At 68.2% G+C, this 26,932-nt stretch carries 25 protein-coding genes, 1 tRNA gene and 1 pseudogene; 13 read left to right on the plus strand and 14 right to left on the minus strand.

Annotation, left to right across the window (positions count from 1 at the left end):
* Positions 1 to 57 precede the first annotated feature (57 nt).
* A complete protein-coding gene (locus ACE3SS_RS10070; protein ID WP_374593486.1) occupies positions 58 to 963 on the plus strand; it encodes an NAD-dependent epimerase/dehydratase family protein in 906 nt (301 codons plus the stop codon).
* A 15-nt stretch (positions 964 to 978) separates the two neighbouring features.
* Here ACE3SS_RS10070 and ACE3SS_RS10075 read toward each other — a convergent pair whose 3' ends face one another.
* Entirely contained in the window at positions 979 to 1,683 is a 705-nt protein-coding gene (locus ACE3SS_RS10075; RefSeq protein WP_374593488.1) for a response regulator, read from the minus strand.
* A gap of 72 nt (positions 1,684 to 1,755) precedes the next feature.
* On the opposite strand from ACE3SS_RS10075, the gene ACE3SS_RS10080 reads away from it, so the two are divergent.
* Genes ACE3SS_RS10080 through ACE3SS_RS10110 form a run of 7 tightly spaced genes read left to right on the plus strand, consistent with a single transcriptional unit; the run spans position 1,756 to position 7,821 of the window.
* The gene (locus ACE3SS_RS10080) at positions 1,756 to 3,672 is read left to right on the plus strand and encodes an ATP-binding protein (RefSeq protein WP_374593490.1); all 1,917 of its coding nucleotides are present in this window, start codon (positions 1,756 to 1,758) and stop codon (positions 3,670 to 3,672) included.
* A gap of 42 nt (positions 3,673 to 3,714) precedes the next feature.
* On the plus strand, positions 3,715 to 4,638 hold the full coding sequence (locus ACE3SS_RS10085) for a branched-chain amino acid transaminase (RefSeq protein WP_374593492.1): 924 nt from the start codon (positions 3,715 to 3,717) through the stop codon (positions 4,636 to 4,638).
* A 47-nt stretch (positions 4,639 to 4,685) separates the two neighbouring features.
* Entirely contained in the window at positions 4,686 to 4,901 is a 216-nt protein-coding gene (locus tag ACE3SS_RS10090; RefSeq protein ID WP_374593494.1) for a zinc-finger domain-containing protein, read from the plus strand.
* Positions 4,902 to 4,919: 18 nt separating this feature from the next.
* Positions 4,920 to 5,807, plus strand: a complete 888-nt coding sequence (gene purU / locus ACE3SS_RS10095) for a formyltetrahydrofolate deformylase (protein WP_374593534.1) — start codon at positions 4,920 to 4,922, stop codon at positions 5,805 to 5,807.
* 2 nt (positions 5,808 to 5,809) lie between these two features.
* The gene (locus ACE3SS_RS10100; protein ID WP_374593496.1) at positions 5,810 to 6,262 is read left to right on the plus strand and encodes a nuclear transport factor 2 family protein; all 453 of its coding nucleotides are present in this window, start codon (positions 5,810 to 5,812) and stop codon (positions 6,260 to 6,262) included.
* A gap of 15 nt (positions 6,263 to 6,277) precedes the next feature.
* The gene (locus ACE3SS_RS10105) at positions 6,278 to 7,282 is read left to right on the plus strand and encodes a YheT family hydrolase (RefSeq protein ID WP_374593498.1); all 1,005 of its coding nucleotides are present in this window, start codon (positions 6,278 to 6,280) and stop codon (positions 7,280 to 7,282) included.
* Positions 7,283 to 7,293: 11 nt separating this feature from the next.
* Positions 7,294 to 7,821 (plus strand): DUF2946 family protein, encoded by a 528-nt coding sequence (locus ACE3SS_RS10110; RefSeq protein WP_374593500.1) that lies wholly within the window; start codon positions 7,294 to 7,296, stop codon positions 7,819 to 7,821.
* Positions 7,822 to 7,896: 75 nt separating this feature from the next.
* On the opposite strand, the gene ACE3SS_RS10115 is transcribed toward ACE3SS_RS10110, so the two are convergent.
* Complete coding sequence (locus tag ACE3SS_RS10115) at positions 7,897 to 8,448, minus strand: cytochrome c5 family protein (RefSeq protein ID WP_374593502.1); 552 nt, start codon at positions 8,446 to 8,448, stop codon at positions 7,897 to 7,899.
* A 171-nt stretch (positions 8,449 to 8,619) separates the two neighbouring features.
* Between ACE3SS_RS10115 and ACE3SS_RS10120 the strand changes: the two genes are divergently transcribed.
* Positions 8,620 to 8,695, plus strand: a tRNA-Arg gene (locus ACE3SS_RS10120).
* A 71-nt stretch (positions 8,696 to 8,766) separates the two neighbouring features.
* Here ACE3SS_RS10120 and ACE3SS_RS10125 read toward each other — a convergent pair.
* From ACE3SS_RS10125 to ACE3SS_RS10140, 4 genes are all read right to left on the minus strand, one after another.
* The gene (locus ACE3SS_RS10125; protein ID WP_374593504.1) at positions 8,767 to 9,432 is read right to left on the minus strand and encodes a hypothetical protein; all 666 of its coding nucleotides are present in this window, start codon (positions 9,430 to 9,432) and stop codon (positions 8,767 to 8,769) included.
* A gap of 125 nt (positions 9,433 to 9,557) precedes the next feature.
* Positions 9,558 to 11,366, minus strand: coding sequence for a lipase family protein (locus ACE3SS_RS10130; RefSeq protein WP_374593506.1), 1,809 nt, complete (start codon positions 11,364 to 11,366; stop codon positions 9,558 to 9,560).
* Positions 11,367 to 11,556: 190 nt separating this feature from the next.
* Positions 11,557 to 12,195, minus strand: coding sequence for a TetR/AcrR family transcriptional regulator (locus ACE3SS_RS10135; protein ID WP_374593508.1), 639 nt, complete (start codon positions 12,193 to 12,195; stop codon positions 11,557 to 11,559).
* Positions 12,196 to 12,282: 87 nt separating this feature from the next.
* Complete coding sequence (locus tag ACE3SS_RS10140; RefSeq protein WP_374593510.1) at positions 12,283 to 13,242, minus strand: fumarylacetoacetate hydrolase family protein; 960 nt, start codon at positions 13,240 to 13,242, stop codon at positions 12,283 to 12,285.
* Between the two features lie 280 nt (positions 13,243 to 13,522).
* On the opposite strand from ACE3SS_RS10140, the gene ACE3SS_RS10145 reads away from it, so the two are divergent.
* The 3 genes from ACE3SS_RS10145 to ACE3SS_RS10155 are packed head-to-tail and all read left to right on the plus strand — an operon-like array spanning position 13,523 to position 16,873.
* Complete coding sequence (locus ACE3SS_RS10145; protein WP_374593512.1) at positions 13,523 to 14,938, plus strand: D-arabinono-1,4-lactone oxidase; 1,416 nt, start codon at positions 13,523 to 13,525, stop codon at positions 14,936 to 14,938.
* The gene (locus tag ACE3SS_RS10150; protein WP_374593514.1) at positions 14,931 to 16,211 is read left to right on the plus strand and encodes an alanine racemase; all 1,281 of its coding nucleotides are present in this window, start codon (positions 14,931 to 14,933) and stop codon (positions 16,209 to 16,211) included. Before ACE3SS_RS10145 ends, ACE3SS_RS10150 begins: the two co-directional genes overlap by 8 nt.
* A gap of 11 nt (positions 16,212 to 16,222) precedes the next feature.
* Positions 16,223 to 16,873, plus strand: a complete 651-nt coding sequence (locus tag ACE3SS_RS10155; protein ID WP_374593516.1) for a TetR/AcrR family transcriptional regulator — start codon at positions 16,223 to 16,225, stop codon at positions 16,871 to 16,873.
* Positions 16,874 to 16,887: 14 nt separating this feature from the next.
* Here the strand turns inward: ACE3SS_RS10155 and ACE3SS_RS10160 are convergent, their stop codons facing one another.
* The 3 genes from ACE3SS_RS10160 to ACE3SS_RS10170 all read right to left on the minus strand — a co-directional run bounded on the left by ACE3SS_RS10160 (position 16,888) and on the right by ACE3SS_RS10170 (position 22,934).
* A complete protein-coding gene (locus tag ACE3SS_RS10160) occupies positions 16,888 to 20,493 on the minus strand; it encodes an indolepyruvate ferredoxin oxidoreductase family protein (protein ID WP_374593518.1) in 3,606 nt (1,201 codons plus the stop codon).
* A 225-nt stretch (positions 20,494 to 20,718) separates the two neighbouring features.
* On the minus strand, positions 20,719 to 21,009 hold the full coding sequence (locus tag ACE3SS_RS10165; RefSeq protein ID WP_374593520.1) for a DUF1161 domain-containing protein: 291 nt from the start codon (positions 21,007 to 21,009) through the stop codon (positions 20,719 to 20,721).
* A 32-nt stretch (positions 21,010 to 21,041) separates the two neighbouring features.
* Entirely contained in the window at positions 21,042 to 22,934 is a 1,893-nt protein-coding gene (locus ACE3SS_RS10170) for a serine/threonine protein kinase (RefSeq protein WP_374593522.1), read from the minus strand.
* A gap of 145 nt (positions 22,935 to 23,079) precedes the next feature.
* Here ACE3SS_RS10170 and trmL point away from each other — a divergent pair, with 145 nt between their 5' ends.
* Complete coding sequence (gene trmL / locus ACE3SS_RS10175; protein WP_374593524.1) at positions 23,080 to 23,550, plus strand: tRNA (uridine(34)/cytosine(34)/5-carboxymethylaminomethyluridine(34)-2'-O)-methyltransferase TrmL; 471 nt, start codon at positions 23,080 to 23,082, stop codon at positions 23,548 to 23,550.
* Positions 23,551 to 23,578: 28 nt separating this feature from the next.
* Here trmL and ACE3SS_RS10180 read toward each other — a convergent pair whose 3' ends face one another.
* The 5 genes and pseudogenes from ACE3SS_RS10180 to ACE3SS_RS10200 form a co-directional block, all read right to left on the minus strand.
* The gene (locus ACE3SS_RS10180) at positions 23,579 to 24,574 is read right to left on the minus strand and encodes an NAD(P)H-dependent glycerol-3-phosphate dehydrogenase (RefSeq protein ID WP_374593526.1); all 996 of its coding nucleotides are present in this window, start codon (positions 24,572 to 24,574) and stop codon (positions 23,579 to 23,581) included.
* A gap of 12 nt (positions 24,575 to 24,586) precedes the next feature.
* Positions 24,587 to 25,033: a protein-export chaperone SecB gene (secB, locus tag ACE3SS_RS10185; RefSeq protein WP_374593528.1), complete on the minus strand. Its 447-nt coding sequence runs from the start codon at positions 25,031 to 25,033 to the stop codon at positions 24,587 to 24,589.
* A 125-nt stretch (positions 25,034 to 25,158) separates the two neighbouring features.
* Positions 25,159 to 25,422 (minus strand): glutaredoxin 3, encoded by a 264-nt coding sequence (grxC, locus tag ACE3SS_RS10190; protein WP_374593530.1) that lies wholly within the window; start codon positions 25,420 to 25,422, stop codon positions 25,159 to 25,161.
* A gap of 73 nt (positions 25,423 to 25,495) precedes the next feature.
* Positions 25,496 to 26,701, minus strand: a complete 1,206-nt coding sequence (locus ACE3SS_RS10195) for an acetate/propionate family kinase (RefSeq protein WP_374593532.1) — start codon at positions 26,699 to 26,701, stop codon at positions 25,496 to 25,498.
* A gap of 48 nt (positions 26,702 to 26,749) precedes the next feature.
* Positions 26,750 to 26,932, minus strand: a pseudogene (locus ACE3SS_RS10200) (hypothetical protein); the annotation flags it as partial.

Here is a 26,932-nt window from a genome sequence, read left to right on the forward strand (position 1 = left end):
TCTCGTGGGCCATCATTGTGCCGTCTGCCGCCCGCGCCAACCGTTTCCGACTTCGCCATGCTCTACCCCAGCCCGTCTCGCCCCGCCGCCTTCCGCCGCCCTCGCCTGTTGATCGTGGGCTGCGGCGATGTCGGGCTGCGCGTGGCCCGCGCCCTGCAAGGCCGCTTTCGCCTGCGGGGGCTGACGTCGCAAGCCGGGCGCTGCGACGAGCTGCGCGCCGCGGGCATCACGCCGCTGGTGGGCAATCTGGACGCTCCCGCCTCGTTGGCCCGGCTGGCCGCGCTGGCCCCGTGGGCCCTGCATCTGGCACCGCCCCCGGGCGACGGCGGCATCGACACCCGCACCCGCCACCTGCTGGCCGCGCTGGGCCTGAGCAAGGCGCTGCGCCGGCTGGTCTACGGCAGCACCACCGGGGTCTACGGCGACACGGCCGGCGCGTGTTTCGACGAAACCCGGCCCACCGCCCCACGCAACGCCCGGGCCCACCGCCGGGTCGACGCCGAGCAGCGCGTGCGCTGGGCCGGGCGGGCCTTCGGTTGGCGCACCAGCATCCTGCGCATTCCCGGCATCTACGCCGCGGACCGCCCCGGCGGCCACCCGCGCGAGCGCCTGCTCAAACGCTCCCCGGTCCTGGCGGCCGACGACGACGTCTACACCAACCACATCCACGCCGACGACCTGGCGCGGGCCTGCATCGCGGCGCTGTTTCGCGGACGCAGCCAGCGCGTCGTCCATGCCTGCGACGACACCGACATGAAGATGGGCGATTACTTCGACCTGGCGGCCGATCTGTGCGGGCTGCCACGGCCCGAGCGGGTATCGCGCGCCGAGGCGGCGCAACGGCTGTCGCCGATGCAGTTGTCGTTCATGAGCGAATCGCGCCGGCTGCTCAACCAGCGACTCAAGCGCGAGTTGCGACTGCGCTTGCGCTACGCCACGGCCCGCGAGGGCCTGGCGCCCTGAGGCGCCGCGGTCGGGTCAGGACACCAGCAAGCCAGCCTTGATGCCGTAGGCGGTGAGCTGCGCCACGTTGTGCAGGCCCAGCTTGCGCATCAGGTTCTCGCGGTGCTTGCGCACCGTGCCCACCGAAATGCCCAGCAGCACCGACACCTGGGTGTTGCTGTGCCCCGCGCCCACCAGCTTGAGCACCTCCAGCTCGCGCACGGTCAGGCGCGGGCCGAGGTCGGGGGCCGCCCCGCCAGCGGGCGTGCTGCCGTCGTCTTGCGGGTCGGGCGCGGCCGGCAAGGCCTGGTCGGGCATGTGCAGCGCACTGGCCAACGAGGCGCTGATGTGGCAACCGCCTTCCAGCACCACGCTCAGCGCGTGCAGCAATTCGACGGGCTCGTCCGCCTTGACCACGTAGGCGTCGGCCCCGGCGGCAAGGCTGCGCCGGGTGGCCTCGGGGTCGAGATTGGCGGTGAGCACCACCACCTTCACATCGGGCCAACCCGCCTTGATGTCGCGAATGACGCGCTCATGCGACAGGCCCGGCATGCCGGGGTCGAGCACCACGACCTGGGGGCGCGACGCTGCCGCCAGAGCCAGTGCCTCGTCGCCGTCGCGAGCCTCGCCGACAATGACGTACCGCCCTTCGAGTTCGAGCGTCAGGCGCAACGCAATGCACACCAGCGCATGGTCGTCGGCGATCAAGACCCGAATAGGATGGGGCACTTCATTCGTCATGAAACTTGCAATGGTGGCAATCGTTTTTCATTCACTCGCCGCGGCCTGTTGCCACAGCGACTCAGGGGGGTCATGAGTTCCGGCTCTCATCCGGCGGGTCGTGCTCAGGATAGCGCCAACGCGCAGCGGATTTTCGCCGAGCAGGTGCGCGAACTGCACAACCAGCGGCTGACGACCATTCCGTCGTCGATCGTGACGACGCTCGTCATCGCCGGCATCATGAGCGGCCAAGCCGCCATGGTGGCGATTGTGCAATGGCTGGGCGCCATGCTTGCGGCTCAGCTGCTGACGATCGTCAGCGTGCTCGCCTATCGCCGCAACGCACCGCCGCAGGCACGCGCGCGCTTCTGGGCTCGCCTGCAAGGCGTCAACACCGCGCTGACCGGCGCCGCCTGGGGCTCGCTGGTGCTGTTCATCTGGCCCGGCGACGAGCTCTACCGCCTGCTGCTCATCATGCTGCTGGCCGGCATCTCGGCCGTGGCCTCGGTGGGAGCGGCCTCGCTCAAGCGCGCCGCGCTGGGGCTGCTCGTGCCGATCTGGACGCTGGTGCTGCTGCGGCTGTCGCTCGAAAGTGCCCCGTTCTACCGTTCGCTGAGCTGGATCGTGCTGCTGTTTCTTGTCGTGATGTCGGCCACCAGCTACCGCATTCACCTGATCCTGCTCGACTCCATCCGGCTGCGCTGCATCAACCTCGATCTGATCGCCGACCTGCGCGTGCAAAAGACCCGCGCCCAGGCCGCCGACCGCGCCAAGACCGGTTTTCTGGCGGCCGCCAGCCACGACCTGCGCCAGCCGGTGCACGCGCTGGGCCTGCTGCTGCGCGTGCTCGACACCCTGGTGCGCCACGTCAAGCCCGATCTGGCGCAGATCCAGCAAGTGGTGGGGCAAAGCCGCCAGGCGCTACATGGTCTGAGCCACCTGCTGGCTGCCCTGCTCGACATCTCGCGGCTTGACGCGGGCGTCGTCGAGATCCGCCCCGAGCCGCTCAATCTACAGGCCTTTTTCGAGCAGCTGCGCAGCGAGTTCGGGCCCGAAGCGCAGCGCCGCGGCCTGCAACTGCGCTTCCACCCCACGCAACGGGTGGTGATCAGCGATGCCGTGGCCCTCAAGCGCGTGCTCGGCAACTTCATCGGCAACGCGCTGCGCTACACGAGCCGCGGCGGGGTGCTGATCGCGGCACGCGTGCGTCAAGCAGGCGAGATCGGCGAAACATGCATCGAGGTCTGGGACACCGGCACCGGCATCCCCGAGTCCGCGCTCGAAACCATCTTTGAAGAGTTCGTGCAGCTCGGCAACAGCGAGCGCAAGCGCGAGCAAGGCCTCGGCCTCGGCTTGGCCATCGTGCGCCGACTGGCCGGGAGTCAGGGCCAACGTGTCACGGTGCGGTCGAGGGTCGGTCGCGGCTCGGTGTTCCGCTTGCATATTCCCAGCCCAGCCGCGCCGACGCACAGCGCAGGCGAGTGGCCAGCGCGGTCTGCGTCAACCCATTCGGCGCCATCGTCCGGCATGCCGCGCCGCCTGCGCTCCGCGCGCTCGGAACCATCGACCTTCGACATGCCGACCATGCCGCCGCAGCTGGAGCTGGCGGATTACGTGCTGATGCTGATCGACGACGACCCCGACGTGCTCGGCGCCACGGCCGCGCTGGTCGGCAGCCAGGGGCTGAGCGTGCTCACTGCCGAGAGTCTGCACCAGGCCCTGCGCCACCCCGGGCTGCCGCGCGTGGACGCGCTGCTGGTGGACTTCCGGCTGCCCGGCGGCGTGACCGGCCCGCGCGCCATCGAGCAAATCAGCGAACGCCTCGGGCGCCCCTTGCCCGCCGTCCTGATCACCGGCGACACAGCCCCCGAGCGCCTGCGCGAGGCCACCGCCAGCGGCCTGTTGCTGCTGCACAAGCCACTGGAGCCGGACACGCTGCTGCGCGCGCTCAACCGCTGCTTGCAACGTGTTGACCAATCTCGCGGCAAGGCCACCCGCCAAGCCTCGTAAAATGAATGGTTTCGCAGCAATCCCAATGGGTGGAGCACTCTCATGTCGATGGACGATCGTGACGGCAAGATCTGGATGGACGGGCAACTGGTGGACTGGCGCGACGCCAAGATCCACGTCCTGACTCACACCCTCCACTACGGCTGCGGCGCCTTTGAAGGCGTGCGCGCCTACAAGACCGTCAACGGCACGGCGATCTTCCGCCTGCGCGAGCACACCGAGCGCCTGTTCAACAGCGCCAAGATCCTGCGCATGAACTTGCCGTTCACGCTCGAGCAGATCGAGCAGGCGCAGCGCGAAGTGGTCAAGGCCAACAACCTCGAGAGCGGCTACATCCGCCCGCTGGTCTGGCTGGGCTCCGAGAAGTTGGGCGTGAGCCCCAAGGGCGCCAAGGTGCACGTCATGGTCGCCGCCTGGACCTGGGGCGCCTACCTGGGTGAAGACGGCATGAAGCGCGGCATCCGCGTCAAGACCAGCAGCTACACCCGCCACCACGTCAACATCACGATGACGCAGGCCAAGGCGGTGAGCAACTACACCAACTCGATCCTGGCCAACCTCGAAGCCACCGAAGACGGCTACGACGAAGCCCTGCTGCTCGACAGCGCCGGTTTCGTCTCCGAAGGCGCGGGCGAGAACATCTTCGTCGTCAAGAACGGCGTGATCTACACGCCCGACCTGTCGGCCGGCGCCTTGAACGGCATCACCCGCAACACGATCTTCGCGATCTGCAAAGACCTCGGCCTCGAGATCAAGGAAAAGCGCATCACCCGCGACGAGATCTACATCGCCGACGAAGCCTTCTTCACCGGCACCGCCGCTGAAGTCACGCCGATCCGCGAGCTCGACCGCATCCAGATCGGCATCGGTTCGCGCGGCCCCGTCACCGAGAAGATCCAGACCGCTTTCTTCGACATCGTGAACGGCCGCAACCCGAAGTACGCCGAGTGGTTGACCGCCGTCTGAGCGACGACCCGATTTGTGTTGAGTGTGCAGCTGACCAAGGATTTGCGATGAGTAACCCCTCGACCACCAAACAGTCCGCCGTTGAAGTGGGCGCCGCCGACCTGCAAGGCCACGGCGTGGTGTTCTGCCCCAACCCGAAGATGCCGCTGTGGAGCAACCACCCGCGCGTCTACATCGACGTGGCCCACTCCGGCGAAGGCAAGTGCCCGTATTGCGGCACCACCTACAAGCTCAAGGCCGGCGAACACGTTCACGGCCACTGACCGGGTGGCATGAAACCCATGACGAAGGCGGCGCGCGAGTTCATCCTCACCCTGTCGTGCCGCGATGCCAAGGGCATCGTGCACGGCGTGTCGGGCCTGCTCTACCAGGCTGGCTGCAACATCCTGGACTCGCAACAGTTCGGCGACGTGCAAAGCAGCGACGGCACCGGGCTGTTTTTCATGCGCGTGCACTTCGAGGCCCCCGAGCATCTGGCCGACGCCGGCACGCTCGACAGGCTGTTCTCGCACGTGCGCGACCAGTTCGGCATGAGCCTGCAGCTGCATGCGCTGGCCCGCAAGCCGCGTGTGCTGATCATGGTCAGCAAGCATGGTCACTGCCTCAACGACCTGCTGTTTCGCTGGCGCAGCGGGCAGCTCGGGGTCGACATTCCGGCCATCGTGTCGAACCACCCCGACTTTGCCGAGCTGGCACAAAGCTACGGGCTGGCCTTCCACCACCTGCCGCTGCCCACGGGTTCGAGCTTCGAAGCCAAGCGCGAGCAAGAGCTGCAGGTGGAGAAGCTTGTCAGCGAGCTGGGTATCGACCTGGTCGTGCTGGCGCGCTACATGCAGATCCTGTCGCCCGAGTTCTGCCAGTTCCTGCGCGGCCGGGCCATCAACATCCACCACAGCTTCCTGCCCAGCTTCAAGGGCGCCAAGCCCTACTACCAGGCGCATGACCGTGGCGTGAAGCTGATCGGCGCCACCGCCCACTACGTGACGGCCGACCTCGACGAAGGCCCGATCCTTGAGCAGGACGTGGCCCGCGTCGATCACAGCCTCGACCCCGAAGACTTCACCGCCGTGGGGCGCGATGTCGAGTGCGTGGTGCTGGCTCGTGCCGTGAAATGGCACGTGGAACATCGCGTGCTGATGAACGGTCACAAAACCGTGGTATTCAAGTAGCCATGGTCGTCCGCAAAGCCCCGCCCCCCGCTCCGCATGATTCGCCCGACGAGGTCGAAGCCGAGTTCTACGAGGCTTTGCAGCAAGGCGACATCGACAAGCTCATGGCCGTTTGGGCCGACGACGACGAGATCGCATGCATCCACCCCGGTGGCCCCCGGGTGCTCGGCCCGCAAGCCGTGCGCGCCAGCTTCGAGGCTGTTTTCGCCCACGGCAGCGTTGACGTCCAGCCCGAAGCGGTGCGGCGCTACGTGAGCCACGGCTTCGCCATCCACCACGTGATCGAACGCCTGCGCGGCGTGACACGCTCCGGCCCGCAGACCGCTTACGTGGTCGCCACCAATGTTTACGCGCGTACCCCGCTGGGCTGGCGCATGACGGTGCACCACGCCAGCCCGAGCGGCGAAGAAGACTCGCCGCCCGACTTCACCGACTCGTCGATGATGCTGCACTGAGCTGCGGTGACCGGCATGCACGCGTACCGCGCTCCCGCCTGGCTCGCCGGCTCCGGCGCAGTCGGCGGCAACCTCCAGACCATCTGGCCCGCGCTGTTCAGCCGAGCCCACCACGGCAGCCCAATCCACTACCAGAGAGAGCGCTGGAGCACGCCGGATCACGACTTCATCGATGTCGATTGGCTTGAGCCTGCCCCGTCCTGCGCCGATCAATCCACCGCCCCCCGCCCCTTGCTCGTGCTGTTCCACGGCCTCGAAGGCTCGTCGCAAAGCCACTACGCACTGGCCTTTGCCGACTGGGCCCGCGCGCAAGGCTGGCGCTACGCCGTGCCGCACTTTCGCGGCTGCTCCGGCGAGATCAACCGCGCCCCGCGCGCCTACCACTCGGGCGATTACGAAGAAGTCGGCTGGATGCTGCAGCAGTTTCGCGCCCGCCACGCCGCCCCCCTGGTGGCCGTGGGCATCTCGCTCGGCGGCAACGCCCTGCTGCGCTGGGCTGAAGAATCGGGTGACGAGGCTGCCGGCGTGGTGCGCGGCGTGGTGGCGATCAGCTCGCCGCTCGACCTGGCTGCCGCCGGCCACGCCCTGGGCCGGGGCTTCAATCGCGCGGTCTACACGCGCATGTTCCTGCGCTCCATGAAACCTCGCGCGCTGGCCCGCCTGCAACTGCACCCCGGGCTGTTCGACCGGCAGGCGCTGCTGGCCGCGCGCAACCTACACGAGTACGACAACGTGTTCACCGCGCCGCTGCACGGGTTTCGCGATACGGACGACTATTGGGCGCGAGCGTCGGCCAAACCGCATCTGGCCCGCATCAGGGTACCCGCACTGGTGCTCAACGCCGCCAACGACCCCTTCGTGCCGGCACGCAGCTTGCCCACGCTGCGCGAGGTCGGCAAGATGGTGACGCTCTGGCAGCCCGCCCACGGTGGGCACGTGGGCTTCGCCGCCGGACGCTGGCCAGGTCACGTTCTGACGCTGCCGCAGGCCGTGGGGCCCTGGCTGCAGCAACACTGCTGAGGCAATTCGCTATGGACGACATCGTCAAGGCCGCGCTGCAAAAGTGGCCCAACGTACCCGACTGCTACGGCTGGCTGGCTCTCGACGCGCGTGGCGACTGGTACATGCGCGACGACCGCATCCAGGCCGCCGGACCCTTCCCGCAGGTCAAGGGCAGCCGCATCGACCACGCCAAGCTCAAGGAATTCATCCACCGCAACTACGAGCACGACGAGCGCGGCGCCTGGTTCTTCCAGAACGGTCCGCAGCGGGTCTACGTCGAACTCGAAGCCGCGCCGCTGGTGTTGGGTGTCGAGCGCAACAGCGCTGGCGGCTACGCGGTCACCACGCACGTCGGGCAAACGACCCAAGTGCGCGCCGCTCTGGTCGACGAGCAGGGTCGCCTGTTCCTCGACACCGACGCCGGGCTCGGCATCGTCCGCTCGCTCGACATGGACGTGGCCGCCGATGCCGTGCTGGACGGCATCTGGCAACCCACCGACGTCAGCTTCGCCAGCCTGCCTGGGCGCTTTGGCTATTTGCTGCACCCCGCTCCCTGAGCCAGCGGCGCATCAGCCGAAAAAAAGCCGACCTCGTCGGGTCGGCTTCTGGTTGAGCGCAATGCTCTGGAGGCATCACTTCGATGCTGCGCCCTCCGGGCCCGAAGCCGCGCCAGCCGGCGCCTTGGGCTCGGCGAACTTGGCGCCACCCGCGTTGGCCATGTAGACCACGCCGCGAGCGATTTCAAAATCGCTCAGGTCGCCGCCGCCTTGCGCGGGCATGTTGTTCTTGCCCTTGAGGGCCGAGTTCAGCAGGGCCTCGAAGCCTTGCGAGATGCGCGGGCCCCAGGCACCGGCATCGCCGAACTTGGGCGACCCCAGGGCGCCAGCCGCGTGGCAGCCACCACAACGAGCCTTGAAAACCTCCTCGCCGGTCTGAGCCGTGGCTCCGCCGCCCGCCGCCTTGATCGACACCATGCCGATCGGCTGGATGCGCAGCGCCGTGGCTTCAGCGCCCTGCATATCGCTGCCGGCACCGGACTTCTTGTCGGACGACGCGTGTTGCACAAGCCAGCCGATCCCCAGAATCAGGATCGGCACCAGCAGCAACACCGCGCCGATCAGCGACGTCGACGTCTTGGTGGCGCCCTCGTGGGAGTCTGCATGGGAGTGTTGAGCGTTGCTCATTGAAGTCCTCTTGAATGCGTTGATCGCGTCGAACGACGCCATGAAAGTGCAAAAAACTTGATGTCGGCCAAAGACAGCCGAAAGCCGGTGATTATAAAACCCGGCCCGCCCAACGAAGCCGCGACGAACGTCGGCTGTCAGGGCGCTGATAGAATGCCGCCCAGACGCGCGGCGCCCGTAGCTCAATGGATAGAGTACTGCCCTCCGAAGGCAGGGGTTGCTGGTTCGATCCCAGCCGGGCGCGCCATACAGATCAGGCACCCGGCCTCCAAGCCCGGTGCTTTTTTCTTGGCCAAAAGAGTGCCGCGCCAGCCGGCCTCAGGGCGTGGTCTGGCCGACGATGGCGCCCACCAGCTTCTTGAACAGCGCCTCCTCTTCCCCATAGAAGGCCTCGGCCCACGCCGGGCCCAGGATCTGCCGTCGCACCGCCTGGTGCTCGTTGAGCGCGGGCAGCCAGGTGAGCGGGTTGCGCGGGCTGGCGGGGTATTGATAGGCGTAGCTGCGCAGGCGGGCGTAGCGATCCCACAGGTCGAGCATCTGGCTGACGGCTTCGGGGCTGCGGCCCGCGCAGGCATCGGCGGCGACGAGGCTGCGGATCTCGGCGGCGGTGACCTCGGTTTGCTCGCGCAGGTAGTAGTCGAAACGACGGCGCATTTCGATGTCGGGCTGCAGGTGGCCGACTGCGTTGACGCGGCAATCGCCGTCGGGCTGCGAGCCCTTGAAGGCCGGCGTGGCCATGAGCGCGTCGCGCACCTGATCGGCCGAGCGCAGCGACGTGCCTGCTGCGCCGACCACCGCTGCGGCGCCCTCGGCCGGTGCGGCACCCGCCAGGTTTTGCCCGGCACTCATCAGGCTGAGCGCCGGACGGTTGTCTGCCAGTTTCACGCCCGCTTCGGGCTGGTAAACCTGACCGCCGAGCCACGCGGCACCACCGAGTGCCGCCACGGCTGCGCCGCCCCACGCCCATTTGGTCGACAACTCCATCGCCTCACCTCATCGAACCGCTGAAAGCAAAAGACCCCGACTCTCGCGGTCAGCAAAAGTCGGGGCAAGGAAGACGCCCAGGCGCGGCGCCGAGGATCGCGCGGCGGCCCGGCGTCAGGCGCTCATCACCAGTTGAACGGCGCCGGCGGCGTCACGTTGAACGTGTACTTCTGCCCCGCGCCCGAGAAGAAGGCGCTCAGCAGCGGGCCGTAGATGGCGCCGCAACCCGACAGGCTCGGGAAGGTGGTGGTGCCGCTGAAGACCAGATTGCCGCCACCCAGGGCGGACACCGGGCCGTCGAAATCGAGCGGCATGTCGACTGGCGCCGAGGTGGTGCAGCCCGTGGGGAGTTGCAGGATCGACTCGCCCACCGACACGATCGAGATGTTGACCTGCGCCTTGCCGTGCACATGCAGCTGGCCGGCCTTGTCGAGCGACGCCGTGCCGGTGGCGGGCGACACCTGCTTGATGGTGAGCTTCACATCGAGCGGCAGCAAGCCGGCGATGGTGATGTGCGACTGGAAGTCAGGGATCACCAAGCCGCCGTTGAGGCTGTTCTTGGTGAGGTTGGTGTCTCCCGAGAAAGTGGCGCCCGATGGCAGCGTGATGGTCTGGCCGAGGTTCTTCACGGTGACGCTGCCGCTGAGGTTCCAATTGCTCAGCGACACCACGAAGTCGCCCCCACCCGGGTTGGCGGTGGACTTGGGCTGCGCGGCCAGCTCGACGCAGTTGCCCAGCGTGAACTTGCCGGCGAATCGGTCGCCCAGCCACGACAGCACATAGGGCGCGGCCTGGAACTGCGTCATGATGTGTTCGCCGGGGTAGACGGCGAAGGTGACGTTGGCGAACTTGCCGCAGTAGTTCTTCTTCAGGGCGATGGTCTGGTCGAGCGGAATGAATTCGTCGGCCTGACCGTGGTACTGATAGAGCGGCACCGGGATCTTACCGTTGCCGAGGTTTTGCGCGTCCAGCGTCTTCGACACCGACGGGATCGCTTCGAGCTGGCTCAGCGTCTGGTTGCCAACGGTGTATTCCGACAGCTTGTGGTTCTGGAATTCAAACAGCGCCTCGAACACGCATTCGGACTTGCCCTTGGCGATGGCGACCTGGCCGCTCGGGCTGGCCAGCTGACTGATGGGGATGTCGTTCGGATACTCCTGCGACAAGCCGATCACGCCGCCCAACAGGAACGAGGCCCCCGCGCTGCCGTCGAGGTAGGCCGCGGTCGTCTTGAAATCGGCCGGGATGCCGCCCGCCGCCACACCCACCAGGTTGATGCTGTTGGCGTAGCCGGATTTCTGCTCGCCCGCCCAGGCCGCCGTCTGCCCGCCTTGCGAGAAACCCCAGATCGCGACCTTGGTGCTGGCGCTCAGGCCCACGGCCGGGATCTGCGTGGCGGCCTTGAAGATGTCGAGCAGCGCGTGACCTTGCGACGCGCCGGCCAGATACGTGGGCGTGCTGCCGTTGGTGTAGCCGGCGTAGTCGGTGACCAGCACGGCGTAGCCAGCCTTGAGCGCCGCCGCGATGTTGGCGTTTTCATAGTCGGTGCCGGCGGCCAATTGCATCGACGGCGCGCAGCCTTGCGCCAGCCCGTGCGTGCCGACCGCGTAGAGCACGACCGGGCGCGAGCCCGAACCCGTCCAGGCGGCGGCGGGCACCAGCACCGTGCCGGTGACCGCGTTGGCCGCGCCGAGCGAGTCGCTCGACTGGTACATCACGTTCCAGGCGTTCACCACCGGCGCGCCCGCGCCCAGGTTGACCGTGGTGGCGCGATACGACAGCAAGTCGCCATGGCTGCCGGTGGGCGACAGCGCGTTGTAGAAGGCCGTGCCGGCCGGGCCGACCACCGGCGCAGCCGAAGCCGAACAGGTCACCAAGACGCCAGCGGCCAACGCCACCGCGCGCGCCGGCAAGCACATCAACGAACGGATCATGAGAGGTCTCCTCAAAACTGGACGGGACGGGGTTCGATGCGCGCGCCGGCAAACGCGACGACAGGCCCGAACGGCTCGCTGCTCAACAATTTGAACAAGTGCATTATTCAAACGCATTAAACAAGCAAGACGCGGGCAAACCCGCCCTACCCCAGGTGCGCGGGGGCGAGTCGTATACACGGGGGGGCGATCAGGCCGGACGCGCGAAAGAGATGCCGCCAGCCATGTAGTCGATGAAGTGCTCGAGCAGCGCTTCTTGATCGAGGGTGTTCACGCCGTTCGTGCTCAAGGAACGCGAACCGATGGCCACGCGGGTGGAAGCCAGACCGTGAATGAGGTTGATCATCGAGAACAGCACCTTGGCGGCGACCACATCGCGCGGCACCTCGGGCAAGGCCTTGATCAATTGGCTGACCATCAGGTCGTAGGACGGCAGACAGCGCTCCACGAGCAGATCGAACTCGTCCTGATCGACCTGCCAGGTCAGGCGCGACAGAAACCGGATCGAGCGCCTGCCGATCGGCGACATCATGTGCCAGGCCACCACCGGCTTGAGCGTCGCGGACACGATTTCTCGCACCGTGGGCTGGCGCTCGCGTTCCATGGCGAGCAGGTTTTCGTCCACCATGGCCTGCATGGGCCGCAGTTGCGAAGCCACGTAATCGAGCACGGCCTCGACGAGGCCCTTCTTGCTCTGAAAGTAGTAATGCACCACCGACTGGTTGTGCTGGTGGGCCTCGGCGGAGATCTGCCGCAGCGACACGCCGTCCAGCCCGTGGCGGGCAAACAGCTTCAGGGCTGCCTGGACCAGCAGATCGCGTGTTTGCATATCGCCGTTTGAAACCCGGCGGTTGCGGACGGATGACGCGTTTAAAACAGCTCGCGGATCATTCATGACCCGCATTGTGACCCGACATCACCTCCCGGCAACTACTCGGTTGTGCTGAAGCCCCAGGTCGATGAGCCCGTCATCGGTGCGGATGGTGGCGTGGATGACGTCATTGTTTTTCAGGTAACGCGCATTCCGCGCGCCGGATCGCACGAACATTTGCCACTTGGCGCGATCGGTCAGCAACCAGCGCGCCAGCCACGCCGCGAGCTTGCCCGGGGCCTGCACCGCGCAGCCGGCCGGGGTGCCGGTGGCGATGAGGTCGCCCGCCTGCAGGTCTTGCAGCGCCGACAGCTCGGTGAGCGTTTCGTGGGGCGGGTAGATCATGTCGCGGCAGTAGGCGTTCTGACGCACCACGTCGTTCACCGCCAGCTCCAGGTGAAGCTCGGGCCAGCGCAGCCACTCGGCTTCGTCGAGCAACACCAGATAGGGGCCGCAGGGGCCGAACGAGCGGTAGCTCTTGCCCTTGTAAAACTGCCCCTGGGGCAATTGCACGTCGCGCGCCGAGATGTCGTTGACGATGGTCACCGCAGCCAGATACTCGTGCAGTTGCCGGGGGCCGACGCGAGCCGGGCTAGTGACCGCCCGCCCCATCACCAGGCCCAGCTCCACTTCGTAGTCGAGCAATTTCACGTGCGGCGGGCGCATCACGTCGCAATCAGGCCCGGTCAGGCACGAACTGGCCTTGGTGAACAGGGTGTTGAACGGCAAGGCTTGAGGATCCAGCCCCGCCTCGCGCACATGGCTCGCGTAGTTGAGTCCCTGGCAGATGAACTGCTGATTGGCGGTGATGGGCGACAACAGACTCAACGAGCTCAACTCGACCGAGGCCTCCTCGTAGAGCACCGACCGCGCCTCGCGCGCCCCGCGCTCGATGAAGTCTCGCGTGGTGGGGTAGAAGCCGGCCAGCGGCGCCACCTTCTTGCCGAACACCACGCCCCACATCGGCGCGGGCGTCGCGTCGTATCGAACCACCTGAATTGCCATGCCTGCCGTTTGAACTGATCGTTGACGAAATCGTGCCGCTGAATGAGGTCGCCATCATGCAACCACCAGCGCCTCCCGTGTAACGCGGTATATCGACGCTTCTCGCGTCGACTCAAGCGACTGGACACACCGCCAGCCACCTCGTCCGTGCATACGCCCCAGCCCCCCGGGGCATCCCTGAGTCATAAAAATAGTCATCGCTATATTATTGATTCGGCACCCCGCTGCTCTTTCTGGCGACCGCCCCGTGCAAGCGCGCCTCTCCACCGGAGTCTCACCCATGACCTCGCGTCGTCACCTGCTCGCCGGCACTGCGGCGGCACTCGTTGCACCACTGGCGCGCCCCTTGCCTGTGCCCGTGTCGGCCGCTCAACCCACGCCACCGGCCCGCCCTCCAGCCGTTCGGCAGAGCTGGAGCAACTGGTCCGAAACCGAGCGCTGCACGCCCGCCGCGTGGCTGACGCCCGCCGACGAGGCCGAGCTGGCCGATTCCTTGCGCCACACATCCGGCCCGTTGCGCTGTACAGGCGCGGGCCACTCGTTCACCGGGCTGGTGCCCACCAACGGCACGCTGCTGTCGCTGCATCGCCTCAACGGCATCGTGCGACACGACGCCACCGCGCAAACCGTGACCGTGCGCGCCGGCACGCGCTTGATGATGCTGTCGCGCGAGCTCGACGCGCTGGGCCTGGCGCAGCACAACCTGCCCGACATCGACATGCAAAGCCTGGCCGGCGCGCTGTCCACCGGCACGCACGGCACCGGCGCCCAGTTGCCCGCGCTGCACGCCCACGTGAGCGGGCTGCGGCTCGTTTCGCCGAGCGGGCAAGTGCTGTCGTGCAGCACCACCGAGCGCCCCGAGCTGCTGGCAGCGGCCAAGGTGTCGCTCGGCAGCCTGGGCGTGATCACCGAATACGACCTCAAGGTGCGACCCCGCTACCGCCTGCGCCGCAAGGTGTGGGTCGAGAAAACCGAGTCCCTCATCGACCGCGCCCCCGCGCTGGCCGCGCAGCACCGGCAGTTCGAGATGTTCGTGCTGCCCTTCACCGGCTACAGCGCCGGCATCACGCACGACGAAACCGACCTGCCCGCGCAAACCGAGCGCGCCGCCACGCATGACGACGACACGCTGCGCGACCTCGCCAAGCTGCGCGACAAGCTGAAGAACTGGCCGCGCGTTCGGCATTGGCTGGCGCAACGCCTGATCGACCCCGACGACCCCAAGCTGCACGAAGACACCGTTGATTGGTCGTGGAAGCTGCTGGCCACCACGCGGCCCATTCGCTTCAACGAAACCGAAGGCCACGTGCCGCGCGAAGCCGGCGTGGCTTGCCTGAAAGACGTGGTGGCCGCCATCGAACGACACCACGAGGCGTACTTCCCGATCGAGTTTCGCTACGTCAAGGGCGACGACGCCTGGCTCAGCCCCTTCCACGGGCGCGACTCGTGCTCCATTGCCGCCCACGCGGCCTTTGGCGAGCCGCACGACTACCTGCTGACTGATCTGGGCCCGATCTACCGCCGCCACGGCGCCCGCCCGCACTGGGGCAAGCTGCATCGCTACCAGGCCGCCGAGCTGGCTGCCGTCTACCCGCGCTGGAAAGACTTTCAGGCCCTGCGCCGCCAGCTCGACCCGCAAGGCCGCCTGCTCAACGCCCACCTGAGCCAACTCTTTGGAGACACCGCCCATGGCTAAAGCCACTCGACGCGCCGCCCTGATCGCCGGCGCGGCCACCGTGGGCGCCGCCGCCTGGCTGCGCCCGAGCGATCGCGGCGGCGCGCACGACGCCTACTTCGCCGGCCTGCAACGCGCCTTGCAAGAAGCCCGCATCGGCTCGCCCGCCATCGTGATCGACGCGGCCCGCTGGCGCGCCAACCTCGAGCGCATCCGCCACAACACCCATGCCAAGCTGCCGCTGCGCGTGGTCGTCAAATCGCTGCCCAGCCTCAAGCTGGTCGATGCCGCGCTAGAGGCCTGGAGCACCCAGCGCGCGATGGTGTTCAACGCGCCGCAACTGGTGTCGATCGCCCTGGCGCGCCCGCAAGCCGAGCTGCTGCTCGGCAAGCCCCTCACCGCCGCCGCCGCGCAAGGCGTGCTGCGCGGCCCGGCCGGCGCCACGGCGGCGCGCCAGACGCAATGGCTGGTCGACTCCCCGCAGCGGCTGGCGCAATACCGCGAGCTGGCCCGAGGGTTCGGCACGCCCTTGCGCGTCAATTTCGAGATCGACGTGGGACTGCACCGTGGCGGCGTCGAAGACCCGGCCGAGCTGGAACAGATGCTGAACGCGGTGAAGGCCGAGCCGCTGCTGCAGTGGTCGGGCTATATGGGCTACGAAGCCCACGTGGCCGCCATCCCCGACCTCGCCGGCTCGCGCGACGAAGCCTGGCGCGAGGTGCATGCCCGCTACGAGCGCGCCTGGGCCGCCGCCCAACGCGTGCTGGCCCCCGAGGTGGCCCGCCGCGATCGCGTCACGCTCAACACCGGCGGCTCGCACACCTATCGGCGCCACGACGACCAGCACGTGCCCAACGAGGTGTCAGTGGGCTCGGCGGCCGTCAAGCCGAGCGACTTCGCGCAGCCCGAGACCGACGACCTGCTGCCCGCCGCCTTCATTGCCACCCCGGTCTTGAAGCGCCTGCCCGCGTTTCGCCTGCCCGTGGGGGTGGAATGGATCAGCCGCGCCGCGCGCTGGTGGGACGTCAACCAGAGCCAGGCGTTGTGCATCCACGGCGGACACTGGCTGGCCGACGCGGCCTCGCCCGCCGGCGTGGCCGAGAGCGGCCTCTATGGCCATTCGAGCAACCAGCAGGTGCTGGTGGCCCCGCCCTCGGTGCCCTTGAAGCCGGACGACTTCGTGTTCTTCCGCCCCCGACAAAGCGAAGCCGTGCTGCTGCAGTTCGGCGACCTGCTCGTCTACGACCAGGGGCGCATCACCGGCACGTGGCCGGTGTTCCCGGCCTCGGCTTGAACCGCCCCGCCATGCCCCAGCTCGATCCGTTCAGCACGCCGTCGTTCGAGGTCAAGAAGCGGCCCACGCAGCAACGCGCCCGCGACACGTACGAGGCCATCCTCGGTGCGACGGCGGCCTTGCTGCAAGAGGTGGGCATCGAGCGGCTGTCGACCAACCTGGTGTGCCAGCGCGTGGGCATCTCGCCGCCGGCGCTGTATCAATACTTCCCCAACAAATACGCCATCCTGCACGAGCTGGGCACGCGGCTGATGGATCAGCAAAACGCCTTGCTGCAAGCCTGGGCCACGCCACAGAACATGAAGCTGCCGCCCAAGCGTTACGCCGAAAGCCTGCTGGCGCTGTTCGCCGCCACGCACGAGCTCACGCAAACGCAAGCTGCTGGCGACTGGATCACCCGCGCGCTGCGCGCCGTGCCGGCCCTGCACCACGTGCGCGCCAGCTCGCACGACCACGTGACCACCCTCGTGCACGACGCCTTCATGGCCGCCTACCCCGACGCCGACTCAGCGCAGGTGCGGCTCACCACGCGCGTGGTGATCGAGTGCGTGTATGCCGCGCTCGAATTGCTGTTCGACGACCCGACGCAAGACGCCGAGGGCGTGGCGCGCATCGCCGCCGACATCGCCAGCCAACAGATGATGCGGCTGCGCCCGCGCTAGATCGCCGGCCGAATTCAGCTGCTCATGGCCACGAGCTCGCGCTCGGCCCAGTCCTTCATCAGCAGCGCCCACTTCTCGCAGACGGCCTGCAGGTTGCGCTCCTTCACCGGGCCGTAGCCGCGGATGCCCTCGGGGATGCGCGCAATCTCGATGGCCTGAGGCAGGTTGCCCGCGTTCAGCCCCCGCAGCAGCACGTTGATGCTGGCGCGGTACTCGCGCGCCAATGAACGCTCGGTGCGCCGCTCGCGCGTGCGGCCGAACGGGTCGAAGTGCGTGCCGCGCAAGAACTTCAGTCGCGCCAGCAGCTTCAGGCCCGGTCGCAGCCACGGCCCGAAGCGTCGCTTGGTCAAGGCGCCGCCAAACAGCGCGGCCCAGGCCGGCGGCGCGAGGTTGTAGCTCACGCGCAAGTGCTGTCCCGGCACGGCCTCGAACTGCTCGGCCAACTCGCGCTCGAAGGCCGGGTCGGTGAGCAGACGCGCCACTTCGTACTCGTCCTTGTAGGCCATCAGCTTGAACAGGTTCTGCGCCACGGCGGCGGCGAGCCGGGTCGAGCCAAAGTGCTGCTCGGCCTCGCGCACCCGCTCGACGTAGCCCAGGTATTGCCGCGCGTAGTCGGCGTTCTGATAGGCCGTGAGGTAGGCAACGCGGCGCTGGATCAGCTCGGACAAGTCCTCGGACGTGCGCGCAGCGGGCTTGATGAACTGCACCACTTGGGGCGGTGCTGCCAGCCGCATCACGGCTGCCAGATCGTGCGCGGCGCGGCGCCCCCACTCGAAGGCGGCCAGATTGTTGGCCACTTGCACACCATTGAGCTCGATGGCACGCAGCAGCGCCTGCCGGTTCAGCGGCACCCAGCCCTTTTGCCAGGCAAAGCCCAGCATCAGCGGGTTGGCGTAGAGGCTGTCGCCCAGCAGTTGCGTGGCGAGCTGGTTGGCGTCGAGCCGGCACACCTGGCCGGGCTGCGCGGCGGCGTCGATCACCTCGTCGCAGCGCGCGCCAGGGAACTGCCAGTTGCCGTCGCGCACGAAGGCGGCGGTGGGCGTGGCATGGGTGTTGAGTGCCACGCGGGTGCGGTCGCGGTCCATCACCGTCAGGGTGGCGGACTGGGCCGCGACGATGGGGTCGCAGCCGATCACCAGGTCGGCCTCGGCGGTGGCCACGCGCGTGGTGTGGATGGCCTCGGGGTTGTCGGCGATCTGGATGTGGCTCCAGGTGGCCCCGCCCTTTTGCGCCAGGCCAGCCGAGTCCTGCGTGACGATGCCCTTGCCTTCGATGTGCGCCGCCATGCCCAGCAGTTGGCCGATGGTGATGACGCCCGTGCCGCCGATGCCCGCCACCACGATGCCGTAGGCGTGGTGCGCGATCGTCGATTCGGGCTCGGGCAGCGGCGGCAGGGCGAACGGGTCGGGCCGCGCCGGGGCATCGGCCGGCGGCGCGGGCTTGCGCAAGCGGGCGTGGTCCACCGTGACGAAGCTCGGGCAGAAGCCCTTGACGCACGAGAAGTCCTGGTTGCAGGTGTGCTGGTTGATCTGGCGCTTGCGGCCGAACTCGGTCTCGACCGGCTCCACGCTCAGGCAGTTGGACTGCACCGAGCAGTCGCCGCAGCCTTCGCACACGGCTTCGTTGATCACCACGCGCTGCGTCTGCGCCGGCAGCTTGCCGCGCTTGATGCGGCGGCGCTTTTCAGTGGCGCAGGTCTGGTCGTAGATGATGACGGTGCAGCCCGACTCGTCGCGCATCTCGCGCTGCACGGCGTCGAGCGCGTCGCGGTGGTGGATGGTCACGCCCGGCGCGAGGTTGAGCGGCACGCGGTATTTGTCGGGGTCGTCGGTGACGATCGCGATGCGGCGCACGCCCTCGGCCTCCAGCTCGCGCGTGAGCTCGGGCACGCGCAAGGTGCCGTCCACCGGCTGGCCGCCGGTCATGGCCACGGCGTCGTTGAACAGGATCTTGTAGGTGATGTTCACCTTGGCGGCGATGCTCTGGCGCACGGCCAAGATGCCCGAGTGGAAGTAGGTGCCGTCGCCCAGGTTGGCGAACACGTGCGGCTCGGTGGTGAACGGCGCCTGCCCCACCCACGGCACGCCCTCGCCGCCCATCTGCGTGAAGGTGCTGGTGGAGCGGTCCATCCAGACCACCATGTAGTGGCAGCCGATGCCGGCCTGGGCGCGCGAGCCTTCGGGCACCTTGGTGGACGTGTTGTGCGGGCAGCCGCTGCAGAACCAGGGCGCGCGCTCGTCGGACGTGGCCAGCTTGAGCGTCTGCTGAGATTGCTCCTTGGCCTCGATCACGTCGAGCCGGTGCTGGATGTGGCGGCGCAAGTCGCTGCCCAGCTGCGCCAGCAGGCCGAGCTTGTCGAGCCGCTGGGCGATCACCTTGGCGATGATGGCCGGCGTCAGGTCGGCCTTGGCGCGCAGCAGCCAGTTGCCAGCCGGGTTGGGCTGGCTCCACTCGCCACCGCTGCGGTCGCCATCGGCCTCGGTGAACTTGCCCAGCACGTTGGGCCGCACGTCTTCGCGCCAGTTGTAGAGCTCTTCCTTGAGCTGGTATTCGATCATCTGGCGCTTTTCTTCGATCACCAGAATCTCTTGCAGGCCGGTGGCGAACTCGCGCGTGATGTTGGCCTCCAGCGGCCAGACCACGCCCACCTTGTGCAGGCGGATGCCGATGCGCGCGCAGGTCAGGTCGTCGAGCCCCAGGTCGTGCAGCGCCTGGCGCGTGTCGTTGTAGGCCTTGCCGCTGGCGATCAGGCCCAGCCGCGCCTGGGCCGAGTCGATGACGGTGCGGTTGAGCCGGTTGGCGCGGATGTAGGCCAGCGCGGCGTACCACTTGAAGTCCATCAGCCGGGCTTCTTGTTCGAGCGGCGAGTCGGGCCAGCGGATGTGCAGGCCGCCCGGCGGCATCGCGAAGTCTTCGGGCAGGAGGATGCGGACGCGGTCAGGGTCCACCAGCACGCTGCTGGCCGACTCCACCACCTCCTGAATCGCCTTGAGCCCCGCCCACAGCCCCGAGAAGCGGCTCAGCGCAAAGGCGTGCAGGCCGAAGTCCAGAATCTCTTGCACGTTAGCCGGAAAGAACACCGGCAGTCCGCAGGCCTTGAAGATGTGGTCGCTCTGGTGCGCCACCGACGAGCTCTTGGCCACGTGGTCGTCGCCCGCCACGGCCACCACGCCGCCATGCTTGGCCGTGCCGGCCATGTTGGCGTGCTTGAAGACGTCCGAGCAGCGGTCCACGCCGGGGCCCTTGCCGTACCAGAGGCCGAAGACGCCGTCGAACTTGTTCTTGTCGGGGTAGAGATCGAGCTGCTGCGTGCCCCACACGGCGGTGGCGCCGAGCTCTTCGTTCACGCCGGGCTGGAAGACGACGTGATGCGCCGCGAGGTGTTCTTTGGCTTGCCAGAGCGCCTGGTCGTAGCCGCCGAGCGGCGAGCCGCGGTAACCGCTGATGAAGCCGGCCGTGTTGAGCCCGGCCGCGGCGTCGCGCGCCTGTTGCAGCATGGGCAAGCGCACCAGCGCCTGGATGCCGCTCATGAAGGCACGGCCATGCTCGAGCGCGTATTTGTCGTCGAGCGACAGCGACGCCAGAGCTTGCAGGATCGATTCGGGCAGCGGAGCGTTCATGTGCGGGCCCTCTACAGCAGATGCCCGCAACGTCCGGCTTGTGGCCGTCAGACGCGAGCCAAGCAGCGCCCTCGCCTGGATCAGCGAGGCACCTTGAGTTTAGGCAAGCCGCCGGGTTGATGGCGGGCCGTCAGTCTTCAAGGTTGAGCACTACTTGGCAGGTTTCATTGGGGGCTTACCCCCGGTTGTGGAGGCCGGGCAACGCCGGCCCCGCTCGCAGCCTCTTCAGTGCGCTGCAGCACTGGCCGCCGCAGCCGGCGCGGCCTTGGCCGATTTGCCGCCCTTGGCGTAGACGACCTTCTTGCTGCCGCCCGCGCAGGCGCCGACCACCTTGCGGTCGTCAGTGGCATCGGCTGCCACCACGTCGAGCACATAGCCTTTCACCTGCTTGCCATCGAGCTTGGTGCCGATCTCGGACTTGAGCTCGTCGCACGACTTGGCGGCGTGCGCCGGCGCGGTCAGGCCAGCGATCGTGGCGGCGAAAACGAGGGTCGAAACAGCGGAACGGATGGTCATGGAAACTCCCTTGCTTGGTCGATGAAAAACGATCAGTTGACGCTCGTCGGGTCAACCGGCTTGTCTTTGAAGCGGGCGCACTGCGGCAGGTTGATGTATTCGGGCTTCTTGCACTCGCGGGTCATGCACAGGTCGTACGAGAACAGCACGCGCTTGCTGCATGCCTCGGGGCCTTTACCCTCGGCAGACGGCGTGGCAGGCGTGGCCGGCGCCGCGTGCTGCGCGGGCTGCGCGGCCGGCGGTTGAGCAATGGGCTCGGCGGGTACCTCGGCTGCGTGCGGGCGGGCCGCTTCGGCGCCGCGTCGAAGCTCGTAACCCGGCCCTGGCGCCCCCGGCTTGCGCCCGGCCACCGGCTGAGGCGCCTGCTGCGGCGGCTGCGCCGGCACGGCCGGCGTGGTGGCCGGCGGGGTGACCCCAGCCGTGGCAGCCGGCGCCGACGCCTGCGCACCGACTGGATTCGCGGCCGACACCGCAACGACCGGCTCCACCGCCGAAGCAGCCGGCACGGCCACGGCAGAAGCGGACTCCGCCACCGACGCTGCGGGGGCCCCCGGCTCAGCGACGCTGCCATGGCCGCCCATGAACTTCCAGGCCCCGACACCCAGCACCGCCGCGACGGCCACGGCCGCCACGCCGATACCGATGCCACGCCCCCCGCCGGTCGACGCCGGAGCCGCCCCAACAGCGGGTGCCGCAGCCGGCTTGGCGGGCGCTGCAGCCGGAGCGGTCGGCGCAACGGGTGCCGCCGGCGCCGGTGTGGGCACCGCTGCCGCAGGCGGCACCGTGGCCGACGCCGCGGGAGCCGGCGCGGGCGGCTGGGTCGGCGGCTGGGTCGGCGGCATCACGCGGGTCGGCATGTCGGCCTCGGTACGGGCGTAGGCGCTTGGCGCCGGCTGCGTCGGCGGAAAAGCGGTGTGGCCCATGGCCGCAGGCGCCGGCGCCGCGCCGCTTTGCGCCTCGTTGGCCAGCACGTGATCAGGCACCGCGCGCCGGCCTTCGAGCACCTCGCGCAGGGCGGCCACGTTCTCGGGCCGCTGGTTGGGCTTGACGCTCAGACACCAGTCGATGGCGCGCAGAAAGTCGAGCTCGTAGGGCTGCCCTTCGGCCGAGCGCAGCGTAGCCTGCTGCGCGCCCAGCGGGCGCAGCTCGTCGTGGATGGTGCGCGCGGCGGCCTGCACCGGCGGGCGCCCCGTCAGGCAGAAATAGAGCACCCCGGCCAGGGCGTAGAGATCCGTCCAGGGCCCCTGGCGCAGCGCGGTCGATTCGGCGTATTGCTCGATGGGCGCGAAGCTGGGGTTGAGGATGGCGGTGAGCGTTTGCGTGCGGTCGCCGATCACGTGGCGGGCCGCGCCGAAGTCGAGCAGCACCGGCTTGAGCTCGCGCGGGTTGGCCCAGGCCGGCGAGCCGACCAGCATGATGTTGGGCGGCGAGACGTCGCGGTGGAAGATCTGCTCGTGGTGGATCACGTCGAGCGCGCCGAGGATCGAGTCGAGCATCGTGCGCAGCCATGCCTCGCTGGGCGCGCCGCCGAGAGCCGGGCGGGCGTCTTTCAGCGTCACCCCCTGGTAGTAGGGCATGACCATGTAGGCGGTGCCATTGGCCTCCCAGAAGCGGTGCACCTTCACCAGCGAGGGGTTGTCGAACTTGGCCAGCAGGCGGGCCTCGTTGACGAACGAGCGCAGCCCGATGCCGAAGGTTTCGGCGTGCGACTGCGAGCGGATCGACACCTGCTCGGTGCCGCTGCCGCGCGCCGCCAGCGCCGAGGGCATGTATTCCTTCAGGGCCACGCGCCGCTGCAGGGCGTGATCCATGGCGAGGTAGACGATGCCGAAGCCGCCGATGCCGACCACGCGCTCGATCTCGAACTCGCCCAGGCGGGTGCCCACAGGCAAGGCGTCGTTTTCAGGAAAACTGGTCTGGCTCATGTCCGGTGGGCTGACAAAGGTGGTGTGGAGGTGGCCGGCAGCTTAGCCTAAGGCGCCGGCCAGCAGAAGACATTCGAGCGCGGGGAGCACCCTGCGCCCGATACACTGCCACGCCGCGCTGCTGCCTTCCTCCCCCTGTACTGCGATGTTCCGTATCGTTCTCGTCGAACCCGAAATCCCGCCCAACACCGGCAACGTGATCCGGCTGGCGGCCAACACCGGCTGCGAGCTGCACCTGATCGAGCCGCTGGGCTTTTCGATGGACGACAAGCTGCTGCGCCGCGCCGGGCTCGACTACCACGAGTACGCCGCCGTGCACCGCCACGCCAGCTGGGATGCCTTCTTGGCCAACCAGCACCCCGACCCCGCCCGCATGTTCGCCCTCACCACCAAGGGCAGCCGCCCCTTTGCCGACGTGGCCTGGCAGCCGGGCGACTGGCTGGTGTTCGGCGCCGAATCGCGCGGCCTGGCACCCGAGCTGCGCGAGCAATTCGCCGCCGAGCAGCGCGTGCGCCTGCCGATGCGGCCCGAGCAGCGCAGCCTGAACTTGTCCAACGCCGTGGCGGTGGTGGTGTTCGAGGCCTGGCGGCAGAACGGCTACGCGGGCGGCGCGTGACCCTCGGGCGCAGGCCTGCGGGAGCCCGTCAGCCTTCGGCGCGGGCCTCGCGGCGCATCAGCTGCAACAGGCCTTGCGCGGGCGAGAGCTGCCCCTCGATCACCGCGACCACCGCGGCGGTGATGGGCATCTCGATGTTCAGCGAGCGGGCGCGCGCCAGCACCGTGGCGGCGCTGTAGACGCCTTCGGACACATGCCCCAGCTCGGCCAGGATCTGCTGCAGCGTCAGCCCCTTGGCGAGCTGCAGGCCCACCTTGCGGTTGCGCGAGAGATCGCCGGTGGCCGTGAGCACCAGGTCGCCCAGGCCCGACAGGCCCATGAAGGTTTCGGCCTGCGCGCCCAGCGCCACGCCCAGGCGCGTCATCTCGGCCAAGCCACGCGTGATCAGCGCGGCGCGGGCGTTGAGCCCCAGGCCCATGCCATCGGCAATGCCCGTGGCGATGGCCAGCACGTTCTTGACGGCGCCCCCCACCTCGACGCCGACGGGGTCGGCCGAGGTGTAGACGCGCATGGTTTCGGAGTGGAAGGCATCGACGCCCAACTGGCGCACCGAGGCATCGACGCTGGCCGATACCAGGGCGGTGGGCAGGCCTTGCAGCACCTCGTCGGCAAAACTGGGGCCGGACAGCACGCCGACGCGAGCCTGCGGCTTCACGGCGCGCGCCACCTCGTGGCCCAGCCAGCCAGTGCCGGCCTGAAAGCCCTTGCACAGCCACAGCACGGCGGCGTCATCGGGCAAGGCTTGGAGCATCTCGCCCAAGGCGGCCATGGGCGTGCCGACCACGTACAGGCCGTTGCGGCCATGTTCGAGCGCGGCAGAAAAATCAGCCGTGACGCCCAACGCCGCCGGCAGCTCGACGTCACGCAGGTAACGCGAGTTGCGGCGGGTGCGGGCGATGGTGTCAGCCTGCTGCGGGTCACGGGCCCACAGCAGCACGGCGTTGTCGCGCCCTTGTGCGGGCCGCGCCGCGCTGGCGGCCAGGGCCGTGCCCCAGGCGCCTGCGCCCAACACCGTGATCTTCATGCCAGTCAACGCTTAGGCGTGGCCTTCTTGTTGAGCGCGTTGCGCTTCGTACATGGCCTGGAAGTTGACTTCATTCAGGTGCACCGGCGGGAAGCCCGCGCGGGTGATGATGTCCGACACCACGGCGCGCAGATACGGGTAGACGATCTGCGGGCAGGCGATGGCGATGATCGGCTGCAGTTGCTCTTCGGGGATGTTGCGGATCTCGAAGATGCCGGCTTGCTTGGCCTCGACCAGGAACAGGGTCTTGTCGTTGACCTTGGCGGTGACGGTGGCGGTGACGGCCACTTCGTACAGACCGTCGGCGAACGGGGCGGCCGACAGGTTCAGGTTCACGTCGACCTGGGGTTGAGCTTGCTCGAGCAGGATCTGCGGCGCGTTGGGTTGCTCCAGCGACAGGTCCTTGACGTAGATGCGCTGGATCTGGAATACGGGTTGGTTGACTTGATCGTCGGCCATGGTGGTTTGTCCCTCGTTAAAACAACCCCGGGCCAACTGGCGTGGGGCAAAGCCGCGCGATTATGGCCCAGGGCTGTGAGGGATCCGTGACGGGCCCGGCGCCCGGATACGGGGCCGGGAAAGCCTCAGGCCGCGCCGGCGAGCAACGGTGCAAGCCCGCCGCGCTGGTCGAGCGCATGCAGGTCGTCGAAGCCGCCCACGTGGGTGTCGCCGATGAAGATCTGCGGCACGGTGCGGCGCCCCGTGAGCGTCATCATGTATTCGCGCTGCGCCGGGTCGAGATCGACGCGAATCTCTTCGATGGATTCGACCCCTTTTTGCTTCAGCAGGGCTTTGGCGCGCAGGCAATAGGGACACACCTGCGTGGTGTACATCTTGACGGCTTGCATGATGGCGATGGCAACCTTGACAACAAGAGGCTCAATTGTCGGGCAGCCCGAAAGCCCTTGTCGGTCGCGTTGGTCAATCGCCCGCGTGGCACGGGGCGGGTCGCCCGGCGGGCAGCAGATCGCGCGTGTGGCGGGCGATCATCAGCTCTTCGTTGGTCGGGATCACCCAGGCCGACACCTTGCTGCCCGGCGCGCTGATGCGCTGTGCGTGGGCCGCGTTGGCGGCGGCGTCGAGCTCCAGCCCGAGCCACTCGGCCTGGCGGCAGACGCGCTCGCGAATCGGCGCGGCGTGCTCGCCGATGCCGGCCGTGAACACGATGGCGTCGATGCCGCCGAGCGCGGCCACCAGCGAGCCCAGCTCGCGGCCGATGCGGTAGACGAACAAGTCGACGGCCAGCTTGGCGCGCGGCTCGCCGCTGGCGAGCAAGGTACGCATGTCGGCCGACACGCCCGACAGCCCTTGCAGGCCCGATTGGCTGTAGAGCAGCTTCTCGATCTCGCGCGGGCCCATGCCGCGCTGGTCCATCAGCCACAACAGCACGCCGGGGTCGATGTTGCCGCAGCGCGTGCCCATGGGCAGACCGTCGAGCGCGGTGAAGCCCATGCTGCTGGCGACGCTGCGGCTGCCGTGCATGGCACACATGCTGGCGCCATTGCCCAGGTGCAGCACCACGGTGCGGCCCTGCGCTGCCCAGCCATCAACCAAGGGCAGTTGCGTGGCAATGAACTCGTAAGACAACCCATGGAAGCCGTAGCGGCGCACGCCCGCCTCGTGCAGCTCCCAGGGCAACGCGAAGGTCTGGGCGACGTCGGGGTTGGTGGTGTGGAAGGCCGTGTCGAAGCACCCCACCTGCGGCAGATCGGGGGCCTGCTGAAGCAAGGCGCGCGCGGGCGCCAGGTTGTGCGGCTGATGCAAGGGAGCCAGCGGCACGAACGCAGCCAGCTCGGTCAACACCGCCTCGTCCAGCAACGCAGGCTCCGCGAAACGGGTGCCGCCGTGCACGATGCGGTGCCCGAACCCGATCAGCTCGTGGCCCGACAGATATGCCGGCAGGTGATCGAGCAGGTAGGCCACGGCGGCATCGTGCCCGCGATGCGCGTCGTCGTCCCACACATGCTCTCGCAGCGTGGCGCCGTCGGGCCCCTGCACCACGAAGTGCGGTCGAGTGTGCACGTTCTCGATCTGGCCGTGCACCAGCAGCGCGAAATCGCTCGCCTTGAAGACTGAAAACTTGATGCTCGATGAGCCGGTATTGATCACCGCCAGGGCTTGGGACATGTTCGCGCTTCGTGATGAATGAAGATGATCGTGATCGCTCGCGGAGCGTCAACCCTTGGCGGCGGCCTGGTTGGCCTCGGCCAGCAACTTGAGCACCGCCGTGGACGCCAGCCGCGTGCGTACCGAGTCGGCCCGGCTCGTGAGCACGATGGGCACGCGCGCGCCGAGCACGATGCCGGCGCTGTCGGCGCCAGCCAGGTATTGCAGCTGCTTGGCCACCATGTTGCCGGC

Source organism: Aquabacterium sp. (genome assembly GCF_041915145.1).
Taxonomy (GTDB): domain Bacteria; phylum Pseudomonadota; class Gammaproteobacteria; order Burkholderiales; family Burkholderiaceae_C; genus Aquabacterium.